We start from the raw sequence: 7,961 nt of genomic DNA, 5'->3' as shown, positions 1-7,961 counted from the left end.
CTGCGGGATGAGGGCCGGTTCGGGGAGCTTCAGGACGCGCTTCGGCGCGCGCGCGACGATGAACTCCCGGACTGGGCCGCGATCGGCCAGCCGGTGGCCGCGTTGCTGGACACCGTGACGCTGCACCACCCCCGGCCCAAACGGACGGTTGCCGCGGGATCGCCGCCGGACCTCGCCGAGATCGAACGCATCATCCGGACCTGCGGTGCGCACCTGCTCCGGTCGTTTCGGAAAAACGGCTTCATCCCCACCTATGCCGCGTTTAACCTGATCGGCGACCCCGATCTGCACGGCCGGGATTTTCTCGCTGCCCTGACGGGCCTCGATGCGCGCGGCTACAAGAACTCGACGCTGCTGTTCAATCTGGCGCGGGTCTTCATCGCGCGGTCGCCGGCACGCGAGGTGATCAATCCGCCATGGCAAGGCATCGCCGAACCAATGTGGGAGCCGGTGCAGATCCGGCACCGCTCGGCCTATTACGACGCCTTCTTTATCGAGGCGCTGTCGAGTTTTGCCGAAACCGGCCTCGCCACGCCCGCGGAAACCGAGGCGATCCGCCGCGCGAGCACGGAGATGGTCGATTTCTGCCTCAAGACGAGCCGCGAGGACGTGCTGTCGCGCGACGGCGAGCGCGTCAGCGTGATCACCGCGCTGGCGCCAAATCCCCATCCGCGCTTCAGCCGCTTCTTCGCACAGATCAAGCAGGACCTCGGCTTCGGCATCTACGTTCCCGACTGCGATACCACCGCCTGCGCGTTCTCGGCCGCGACGCAAGCCGGCTCGACCGATCCCATCCTCGATCAGCCGCTGCTCGATTTCTACGCCGGCTATCAGGCAGGCGTCGGCGCCAACGAACAGCTCGTGACCGTGCCGCTGAACGACAACATCGATTACGACGGCGGCATCGTGACCTGGATCGATAACCTCGCGGGCGATCGCCCTTACGGCAACGATCTCGATCCGACCCTCAACCTCGACGTTCTCGAAGTCAGCTTCCGCAACTGTGCGCGGTGGCGCGTTCTTGAAACGCCGCAACGCCTGCAGACGGTGCAACGGATCGTCGGCTTCCAAAGACGGCTGGTCGAAAGCGGCGCGTTCATCGATCCCAGGTCCCATATCTACTATCTGCCCGAACTCTACTGCGCCTATTTCGGGCGCTGCTACGCGGCGTTCGCGGCGCTGCCGCCGACGGCCCGTCTGGCGATCGATCCCGACGACAGCTTCGGCTACATCCGCGGCCGGGTGCTGGCGTATGTGCAGGACACATTGCTCAGAGGCGAGATGAACGCGTTCGACGCCGCGCTCGCGCTTGTCGCATTGGGCCATCTCGGAGCCGATGCGGCCGCCTTTACGCCCGCGCTCGGTTGCATCGCCGGCCATGTCGGCGAAGGCGGGCGGCGCGGACCCTTCAAGGCCTATGAATGGAACAAGATGAAAACGCCGACGCGCATTGTGGTAGGCGGCCCGGAGGTGACATCCGCTTTCGTGCTGATGGGGCTCGCGCTGGCCCGCAAGGCGCTGCGACCGCCGGCAAAACAGTAGGTCTCGCAGTTCCCTGTATGCGCATGTATAGGATGAACCATCCGGCTGGGTCGTCCACGGCGTGATAGCCCGTTTCAACGCAAGGAGCAGCATTTGTGGTGACCGCCATCGAGACGATCGAGCAACTCGAGGCCATCTACGGCCAGCCCGGAGAGGCGGCGACCATCAAGGTGGCCCACAGAATCACGCCGTCCTATCGCGCGCTGATCGAAAGTTCTCCCTTTGCGATATTGGCGACCTGCGGCAAGGAAGGGCTTGATTGCTCGCCGCGCGGCGACCTGCCGGGCTTTGTTCGCGTGCAGGACGATCTCACCTTGATCATCCCGGACCGGCGCGGCAACAACCGGGTGGATTCACTGCGCAATCTCATTCGTGACCCCAGAGCGGCGTTGCTGTTTCTGATCCCGGGGTCAGGCACCACGCTGCGGGTCAACGGCCGGGCGCTGGTGTCGGCCGATCCTGGGCTGCTGGCGTCGTTCGGGGTCGAAGGCAAGGCGCCGCGCTCGGTCATCGTCATGACCGTGGAGGAAATCTACTTTCAGTGCGCGCGCGCCATCATCCGTTCGCATCTCTGGGACCCCGGCAAGCACGTCGACCTCAAGACCTTGCCGACGCCGGGTGAAATTCTCGCGGAGATGAGCAAGAGCCGCGTCGGCGGCGAGGAATACGACAAGGCATGGCTCGAGCGCGCGCGTCAGACCATGTGGTGATGGTTGCGAGTGAAATCCTGCAGCTAGCAGGCTGTTGAAAAAGTCTCCAACCGTCATTCCGGGGCGCAACGAAGGTGCGAACCCGGAATCCAGCCACACTGATTTTCTTCGTATTTCTGGATTCCGGATCGCCGCTTGCACGGCGTCCGGAATGACGATGTTGATTTTTCAACAGCCTGCTAGAGCGTTTTCGAGCGAAGTGGAATCCGGTTCGCGTGAAGAAAACGCGTCAAATCAAGAAGCTGGAGTCTTTCATCGTTTCCATGAAACGGTGAAAGACTCTAGAGCATGATCCCGAAAAGTGGAAAACGGGTTTTCGGAAAAAGATCATGCTCAAACAAAAGGACAAGCGACGGGTCTGATTCAACTCAGTTGAAACAGACTCTAGCGGCCGAACAACTGCTTCATGATCTCATCGACGGGCGGCGGCTTGTCGCGGGACGGGTCTCGGGACGAGGGGTGTTGGGAAGGTTGGGCGGCGGCGGACGGCTCGGCGGCGGGGCCGGTTGCTGCGCCGAGACCCTGCCGGATCAGATTATCCAGTGTCTTTCCGAAATCGGCACCTGATTTGTCCGGGCCTCCCGCTCCGCTTTGGCCGAACAGTCCCTGTCCCAATTCCCGGAGCTTCGCATAGGCCGCAGCAGGATCGTCCAGAATGCCGGCCACGTCAGGATAGATGCGCGGCTCGCTCCACGGCCCCCGCACGACGACCGGAATGCCGAGGCCGACCGGATCGGCGCTGCCGCCCTGACCCTCGGTGGTCATGACGAGCTTCGGCTCGACCCGGAAAGCCAGCATCTTCGAGCCGATATCGACGGTGCCGGCGCCGGTCATCCGCACCAATGGCCCGGCCAGGAACAGGTCGTTCGTAACGGCCTGTCCTTTCGCGATGGTCGCGGTCGCGCTGAGTTGCGACAGATCCGTGGCCTGGTCCGGATGCTCCTGCCATCCGGACAATGTGCCCGACGTCAGCGCGCGGATCATCTTCGCGATGTTGAGGTTGCGGATCGCGCCGTCGCGGACGTCGATCGAAGCCGTCCCGGTCAGGCTCGACAGGATCGCGCGCAGACTGACGCCGGTGCCGGTTACGTCGGCCGTGGCCCGCATCCTGCCGTCGACGTTGTCGAAACCGGCAAGGCCCGACAGCAGCGGCAGCGCGCGGACGCCGGTCACATCGGCCCGGAGCGCGTATGAGGGGTTGCTTGCTTTCGCGTCGATCGACAGGACGCCGTTGGCTTGCCCGTCATATGCGCCGAGATTCGAAAACGTCGCCTTCAGGACACCGCCGGCGATGGCGGCCTCGACCGCGGCCGGCGCAAAGCGTGCCTCGCCGATCGTCAGTTCGGCCGCTGAAATCGTCACCTGCGCGTCGACGTAATTGAGCCCACTGACATCGATTGCCGTATCGCTCCATGGCTGCGCGCCGGCTCGCGGAGCGAGGGGCGGGGGCGGCGGCGCGCCGAGGCCGAGCCGCTGAAAATCGAGATCGATCTTCACCAGCGGTTTGCTCGCGAGCTCGACCGACGCCCAGCCGTTGAACTTGCCGTCGTCGAGCGATCCCGACAGCCCGTTGATAAGAAGCGTGTCGCCGTTGATCCGCACCTCGGCCTTTGCTGTCAGCCGGTGCGCCGGCGTGCCGGAAGCCTCGAGGGTCAATTCGGTCGGGATATTCAGGCGTCCCAGCGGACCGGCGGGCGGTGTCGCGGCGATGGTGAATGTCAGCGGCCGGTCGGCGGGACGCGCATCGCCGGTGATGTTGATTTTCCGGTCGGCGCCGAGCGTCACGCTCGCGTTGACGTCGCCGACGGTCTCTTCCGATCCGATTTGCGGATCGAAGAAAACGATCGTGCCATTGGATACGGTCATCCGCTCGATCGGAAACGCCGCCTCGTGGGCCGGCGTATTTTCAGAACGGGCCGGACCCACCGGAAGGCTGGTGCCGGCGCGTTCGCGCAGCATCGGCAGCCGCAGCGTCGGATGGTCTATTGCCAGTTCCGAAATTCTTGGGATGCCCGATAGCAGGCTCGCAAATTCGAAGCTGGCGCGGATTTCTCCCACGGCCAGCCGTCCATCGCTCGCAGAACTCCCCGGCTTGTCGAGGGTGACGTTGTGCAGCGTAAGGCTCGGCGACGGCCACACCCCGATTTCGGTCCTGCCCTTGATCGCAATCCGGTAGCCGGTCTCGTGCTCGATCCGGTCCTGCACGAGCGCAGTGACGAAGCCGGAACGGGCTCCCGTCACGAACACCACGATCAGGATCGCGATCAGGCAGATTGCAACCGCGCCCGCGATTTTCAATGCTCTCATCTTGCCGTCCTGGAAAATGGAGACCTCGTTCGTGAGCCGTAAACTATATTCCGTCGTGACGTCCGGATTCCAGCATTCGCAAGAAGGCTCGCTGAAACGGGACGTGAATGCTAGAACCGGCTGCCGGAATGTTCCGTGACCTATGACACATTCCGTCCGGCGCGATCCGGCATATTGAAAGACATGACGATGTGGCAAGCAGCGGCGAAATCATTTCAAAAATTTAGCTGACGACAACCTGCCGGCGTTCCGGCGGTCGGTCTCAAGGGTGAATTGCGATGAGCAAGCAGTCGGAATTCGCGGTCATTCTCAAGATGAACCCGCTGTTTTCGGATCTCGGCGCGGACGATCTGCAGCGCATGGCGGCGCTTTGCCACACCGAGCAGCTCGACGTCGGCGAGGTGCTGTTTCAGAAGGGCGACGAGGGCGATGCGCTGTACGGCGTGCGCCGCGGTCAGATCCGTATCGAGACCGGCGCCTCGGACGGCGGCCGGCTGACGCTGAACTTCCAGGGGCCGGGAGACCTGTTCGGCGAAATCGCCGTGCTCGACGGGCAGTCGCGCACCGCCGACGCGGTGGCGGGCGAGCCGACCGAACTGTTCGTTCTGCGCCGCGGCGATCTGCTGGCGTTTCTGGAGCGGGAGCCGAGGATCGCGATCCGGCTGATCGAACTGTTGTGCCAGCGCATCCGCTGGATCAGCGAGCGCATGGAGGAATCGGTGCTGCAGCCGCTGCCGGTGCGGATGGCGCGCCGGCTGTGCGCGCTCGCCGACGACTACGGATCGGAGGTTCATATTTCGCAGGAGCAGCTCGGCGTTTACGTCGGCGCTGCGCGCGAGAGCATCAATCGCCAGCTCCAGCAATGGCGCAAGGACGGCATTCTCGATCTTCAGCGCGGCCGCATCCTGCTCAAGAACATGAGCCGTCTGACCGACGTTGCGCGGAATTCGTAGAGCGTTGCCGAGCGAACCGGCGTCCATCCTCGGATCGAGGAGGCCATATTCCTGTCGCTCGCAAACGCCACAGCCTGCCGACTATTCGCCTGGCAAGCGGGCGATACTGGGCGGCTCGTGCTTTCCGGCGGACGGCTCGGGCGCCTCCGCGCCCGATGTCAAGAGCCGCTTGCCGTAGCGCCAGATAAATGCGCCGACATCGTCCATCATCAGGAACATCGCGGGCACGAACACCAGCGACAGCAGCGTTGAAAACAGCAGTCCGCCGATCACCGCGAGCGCCATCGGCGAGCGGAATTCGCCGCCTGCGCCGAACGCCAGCGCGCTCGGCATCATGCCGGCGACCATCGCGATGGTGGTCATCACAATGGGGCGCGCGCGCTTCATGCCGGCGTCGATGATCGCCTCCTCGCGCGCGCGGCCTTCGCGGATCGATTCGACGGCGAATTCGACCAGCATGATGGCGTTCTTGGTCACGATGCCCATCAGCATCAGGATGCCGATCCAGACCGGCGTCGTAAGCTGCTTGCCGGTGACCAGCAGGGCCATGATCGCGCCGCCGATCGACAGCGGCAGCGAGAACAGAATGGTGATCGGCTGCAAGAAGGTGCCGAACAGCAGCACCAGCACGGCGTAGACCATCATCAGGCCTGCGGTGATCGCGGTGGCGAATCCTTCGGACAATTCCGCGAGGCTTTCGGCGTCGCCCGAAGGGTTGACCTTCACGCCCTTCGGCAGTGTTTTCATGACCGGCAGTTCGTGGATCATCCTGGTCGCGTCGCCGAGCGCGGCGGTGCCGACGAGGTCGGCCGCGACCGTGGCCTGCCGCTGCCGGTCATAGCGGTTGATGCTGGTCGGCCCCTGATCCAGCCTGATGTCGGCGACGACGGAGAGCGGGACGTGGCCGCGGCCGCCGCCGATCGGCACTTGCATCTGCTCCAGCATCTTCAGGTCGGCGCGGGCGCTGTCCTCCAGTTGCACGCGGATCGGAACCTGGCGGTCGCCGGCATCGAACTTCGCCAGCGCCGGACCGACATCGCCGATGGTAGCGACGCGGATGGTTTGCGACAATTGCTCGGTCGAGACGCCGAGGCGCGCGGCGAGGTCCGCGCGCGGCTGGATGCGCAGTTCGGGGCGGTCGAGCGAGGTCTCCGGCGTGATGTTGGCGAGCAGCGGAATGCGCTTCATCTGTGTCGCCAGTTCGTTGGCGACATTGCCGACGATGCCGATGTCGGGGCCGGTCACCACGAGCGCCACTGCGCGAAGGCCGTTCTCGTCGAGGAACCAGTAGCGGATATCGGGGATACCTTCCAGCTCCTGCCCGATCGAGAGTTCAAGTTCGCGCTGGGTGATGCCGCGATCGTGCTTGGGCGTGTAGTTGATGATCAGCGAGGCGCGACGCACCTCCTGGAGGCCCGGCGGCACGCGCCCGCCGTCGACGAACACGCTCCTGACTTCGGGGCGCTTGCGCAGCCGCGCCACGATATCCTCCGTCACCTTCTCGGTGTAGGCGAGTTGCGAGCCCGGCGGCAGCTCCATCGCCAGCAGCGAGCGCGCGGTGTCTTGCGCGGGCAGGAAGCCCTGCGGCAGCAGCTTGATGCTGAGAATCGAGGCGGCGAAGACCGCAAGCCCGATCAGGACCGTCACATAGTAGTGCCGCACCGACCAGGTGACGAGGCCGGCATAGCCGCGCAGCACGCGGCCGGGCGGCGAAGGCTCATGCGGATGATCCTTCATGAAATAGGCGGCGAGCACCGGCGTCACGAAGCGCGCGGCCAGCAGCGAGAAGAACACCTGCACCGAGACGGTGATGCCGAACTGCTTGAAAAACTGCCCGGCGATGCCCGACATGAAGCTCGCCGGCGCGAAGATCGCGATGATGGTGAGGCTGATCGCGATCACCGCCAGACCGATTTCGTCGGCGGCTTCCAGCGCGGCGCGGTAGGGCGACTTGCCCATGCGCATGTGGCGCACGATGTTCTCGATCTCGACGATGGCGTCGTCGACGAGAATGCCGGTCGACAATGTAATGGCGAGGAAGCTGACCAGGTTCAACGAAAAGCCGAGAATGTCCATCGCCCAGAAGGCAGGGAAAATCGACAGCGGCAGCGAGATCGCGGCGATGATGGTGGCGCGGATGTCGCGCAGGAACAGGAAGACGATGATGACGGCGAGGATCGCGCCTTCGAACAGGGTCGAGATCGCGGCCTCATAGTTGCCATGGGTGAAATCCACCGAAGTGTCGATCAGCTTCAGGTCGACATCCGGGTATTGCTCTTTCAGCGCGTCGATCCGCGTCTGCACGGCTTGCGCCACCACGACGTCGCTTGCGCCCTTGGAGCGCTTGATGCCGAGCGCGACCACGGGCTCGCCGTTGAAGCGGGCGAAGGTCCGGCGTGATGCCGAGCGCGACCACGGGCTCGCCGTTGAAGCGGGCGAAGGTCCGGCG

General features: G+C 64.3%; 6 protein-coding genes. 4 read left to right on the top strand and 2 right to left on the bottom strand.

All coding sequences use genetic code 11. The features are described from left to right. From BGN91_RS17165 to BGN91_RS17155, 3 genes are all read left to right on the top strand, one after another. The coding region (locus tag BGN91_RS17165; RefSeq protein WP_292615226.1) for a hypothetical protein at window positions 1-1,542 on the top strand (1,542 nt) is incomplete at its 5' end. 98 nt (window positions 1,543-1,640) lie between these two features. Continuing rightward, entirely contained in the window at window positions 1,641-2,252 is a 612-nt protein-coding gene (locus BGN91_RS17160) for a pyridoxamine 5'-phosphate oxidase family protein (protein WP_292615225.1), read from the top strand. A gap of 34 nt (window positions 2,253-2,286) precedes the next feature. Beyond that, window positions 2,287-2,544 (top strand): hypothetical protein, encoded by a 258-nt coding sequence (locus BGN91_RS17155; RefSeq protein ID WP_292615223.1) that lies wholly within the window; start codon window positions 2,287-2,289, stop codon window positions 2,542-2,544. 92 nt (window positions 2,545-2,636) lie between these two features. Here the strand turns inward: BGN91_RS17155 and BGN91_RS17150 are convergent, their stop codons facing one another. Then, a complete protein-coding gene (locus BGN91_RS17150) occupies window positions 2,637-4,559 on the bottom strand; it encodes an AsmA family protein (RefSeq protein WP_292615221.1) in 1,923 nt (640 codons plus the stop codon). Window positions 4,560-4,837: 278 nt separating this feature from the next. Here BGN91_RS17150 and BGN91_RS17145 point away from each other — a divergent pair, with 278 nt between their 5' ends. Continuing rightward, window positions 4,838-5,512, top strand: coding sequence for a Crp/Fnr family transcriptional regulator (locus tag BGN91_RS17145; RefSeq protein ID WP_292615218.1), 675 nt, complete (start codon window positions 4,838-4,840; stop codon window positions 5,510-5,512). A gap of 81 nt (window positions 5,513-5,593) precedes the next feature. Here BGN91_RS17145 and BGN91_RS17140 read toward each other — a convergent pair. Next, window positions 5,594-7,961 (bottom strand): efflux RND transporter permease subunit (locus BGN91_RS17140; RefSeq protein WP_292615216.1); only part of this gene is annotated, 2,368 nt, incomplete at its 5' end.

The sequence above is a fragment of the Nitrobacter sp. 62-13 genome (assembly GCF_001896955.1).
In the GTDB taxonomy this organism is placed as follows: domain Bacteria; phylum Pseudomonadota; class Alphaproteobacteria; order Rhizobiales; family Xanthobacteraceae; genus Nitrobacter.
The sequence above is the reverse complement of the archived record's forward strand: the minus strand, read 5'-3'. Positions and strand labels throughout refer to the sequence as shown.

Bases quoted from the DNA above. Each gene is read 5' to 3' on its own strand.
- BGN91_RS17150 (WP_292615221.1), bottom strand. From the start codon at position 4,559: ATGAGAGCATTGAAAATCGCGGGCGCGGTTGCAATCTGCCTGATCGCG.
- BGN91_RS17145 (WP_292615218.1), top strand. From the start codon at position 4,838: ATGAGCAAGCAGTCGGAATTCGCGGTCATTCTCAAGATGAACCCGCTG.